The following is a 2224-nucleotide window of genomic DNA, read 5'->3' on the forward strand; positions in this document are numbered from 1 at the left end:
ATACCCCAGGGCTTGCGCCACGGGGGTCGCCAACGCATCGCTCATCTCCTGACGTAAGCGGTTGATACTACCGGTCGAAATCTCGATGCCCGCCAGCACCGCTAACAGCGTTTTCACCTGCCGATGGCTTTGTCGATAGCCACCACTCAATAACGCCACCAGCGCACTCAACCGTTCCCCGTAGCCCCGGCGAGTCACCCCCTCCGGCAACACACTACGCGTCAGCGTGCCGCAATGCTCACAGCCCAACTGATGCAGGCGGTGCTCATGGAACGTGGTCTATCACCTCGGTGCAAGCCTCAATCGGGTACAAGTCTCGCGACTGGCCCTCATGGCCCGGTTGGCCCCCCCGTCGCCCTTTCCCCCCCTGCCGTTGGGGCCGCTTCCCTTGGCCAAAGCCTTCGCTCGACGGTGGTTTAGACGAATTCTGTGAGGTTTGGCGCACCTGCTCTTCCAGATGAGCCAGGCGCTCACTCATCGCCATAACTTGCTTGTTTAGATGGTCTAACTGTTCCTGCTGTTGGGCGATGGTTGCTAACAGGGTCGCCACTAACCCCTGTACGCTAGCAGGCGTCGCCTCCCAGTCCGAGCGGGGAAGCCAAATATTGCAGCCCGGAGGCTAGTTAGGACAGAAGAGGGATGTTGTTTTCGCCCCTGCCCCCCAATGCCTGCCCCCTACAGTGTGGATTTAAGAGTGAAGGCCGTTGCAGCGGTTGACCGAGGTGAGCGCAAGAGCTACGTCGCTCGTGTTTTTCAGATTAGTCGCAATACGTTAGACCTGTGGCTATATCCTGACGACACCTAGGGCACGGTTCCGGCAAATAGGATTGTACAGCCTTCTATAGTTTAACGACCCATAAAACTGAGGGGTCATGATTCGGCAGAGGCGTGGCGAGGCCGCAGGTTTTCTCGAATTTGGGCCATAGCGGCAGATCCTTCTACCAAGTTGCCACGCTGAGCGGCTTCCCAGCCCATTTGAGCCTCTCGCTGAAGTTCGGGGAGTCGTCCTTGGTAAAGATCGTCTTGTTGGTTGAGGAGGTGGATACCTGCGGTGATGACCTCTAGGGCAGATTGATATTTGCCAGCGGCGAGTTGGCGCTGGATGAGTTGTTCTAGTTCAGGGGTAAGGACGATTTGCATCGGGATAACACCTGTCTTAGTTTTTGGGGTGATGTCTTCCATGTTAAGGTCTCTCTCAACATCTAGGTTAGGAGATAGCTATGGTTCACTTAGCCTGAGCAACGTTAGCGATTATTGAGCTACTGTGTAAGCAAGGACACCCCCCACCCTTGAAGATCAATCGGCCATGACGAACTGGAACATCCTGCTTGAATCGGCTACCGATGGCCAAACGACCGCCACGGTTCTTGAGTTGCCCACCTTTCAGGTCACGGATGGAGATCGTCAAACAGCCCTTGACCAAATTCAGCAGCTACTCAAGCAGCGCTTGGCCAAGGCGGAAGTGGTGCCTATTTCTATTCCAACAACCGCAGATGATAGCAACCCTTGGTTAAGGTTTGGCGGCATTTTCAAGGATGATGAAGATTTTGCGGCAATTGTGCAGGACATTGAGCAAGAGCAGAAAGGTAATTAACATCTGAGAATCTGAATTTACACCACCTGAGTTCAGGCATAAACTTTTTCTATCAAAGCAAGCCCACAATCACTGTTAGGCACAATTCATAACATTTTTGACATTTAAGTTAAGATTGGCATTAATATTTTTGTAAGGAAAACCAAGCAGAGGTTAACCCATGGAGATGCCCCTATCAAATCAATTTACCGTGGAAACCGAGCAAGAGGAGGATGGGCGCTGGATTGCAGAGATTTTGGAAATTCCTGGGGTTCTGGTTTATGGCGAGACTCGGCAACAGGCGATTGCCTATGTCCAGGCGCTGGCTTTACGCGTGATGGCGGACAAACTTGAGCATGGCGAAATGATGTTGGGCTTAACCAGTCTTACGTTTGCCGCTGCATAGGGAGACTTTAGATGGGTCAGTGGGCATCAACCAAAGCCAGAAAGGCTGACTGCCTGACAGAAGTGGGTGAAAGGCTTGAAACCTCGTGCTGCGAGGGGGAAAAGGTGAGGTGACATGAGACGCTGGAATTGCATATCTCAGGGTCTTTGCCATGCCAGCCACCACCTGTCTCTATGATCAAGTGCTGTCCTTGCTGCGTCAATATAGCCATCGTCGGGATCTGCGACACCTCAAGGCCTTGGCGT

General features: G+C 53.0%; 4 protein-coding genes and 1 pseudogene. 2 read left to right on the plus strand and 3 right to left on the minus strand.

The annotated features are described in order from the left end of the window. From H6G62_RS26900 to H6G62_RS26915, 3 genes and pseudogenes are all read right to left on the minus strand, one after another. A pseudogene (locus H6G62_RS26900) lies at nucleotides 1–198 on the minus strand (IS66 family transposase); the annotation flags it as partial. Nucleotides 199–265: 67 nt separating this feature from the next. After that, nucleotides 266–550 (minus strand): DUF6444 domain-containing protein, encoded by a 285-nt coding sequence (locus H6G62_RS26905; protein ID WP_190500879.1) that lies wholly within the window; start codon nucleotides 548–550, stop codon nucleotides 266–268. A gap of 320 nt (nucleotides 551–870) precedes the next feature. Beyond that, entirely contained in the window at nucleotides 871–1140 is a 270-nt protein-coding gene (locus tag H6G62_RS26915; protein ID WP_190500881.1) for a type II toxin-antitoxin system ParD family antitoxin, read from the minus strand. Nucleotides 1141–1306: 166 nt separating this feature from the next. Between H6G62_RS26915 and H6G62_RS26920 the strand changes: the two genes are divergently transcribed. After that, a complete protein-coding gene (locus H6G62_RS26920) occupies nucleotides 1307–1594 on the plus strand; it encodes a hypothetical protein (protein WP_190500883.1) in 288 nt (95 codons plus the stop codon). Nucleotides 1595–1754: 160 nt separating this feature from the next. Beyond that, a complete protein-coding gene (locus H6G62_RS26925) occupies nucleotides 1755–1979 on the plus strand; it encodes a type II toxin-antitoxin system HicB family antitoxin (RefSeq protein ID WP_190500885.1) in 225 nt (74 codons plus the stop codon). Nucleotides 1980–2224: the final 245 nt, after the last annotated feature.

Source organism: Phormidium sp. FACHB-1136 (genome assembly GCF_014697375.1).
Classification (GTDB): domain Bacteria; phylum Cyanobacteriota; class Cyanobacteriia; order Phormidesmidales; family Phormidesmidaceae; genus Nodosilinea.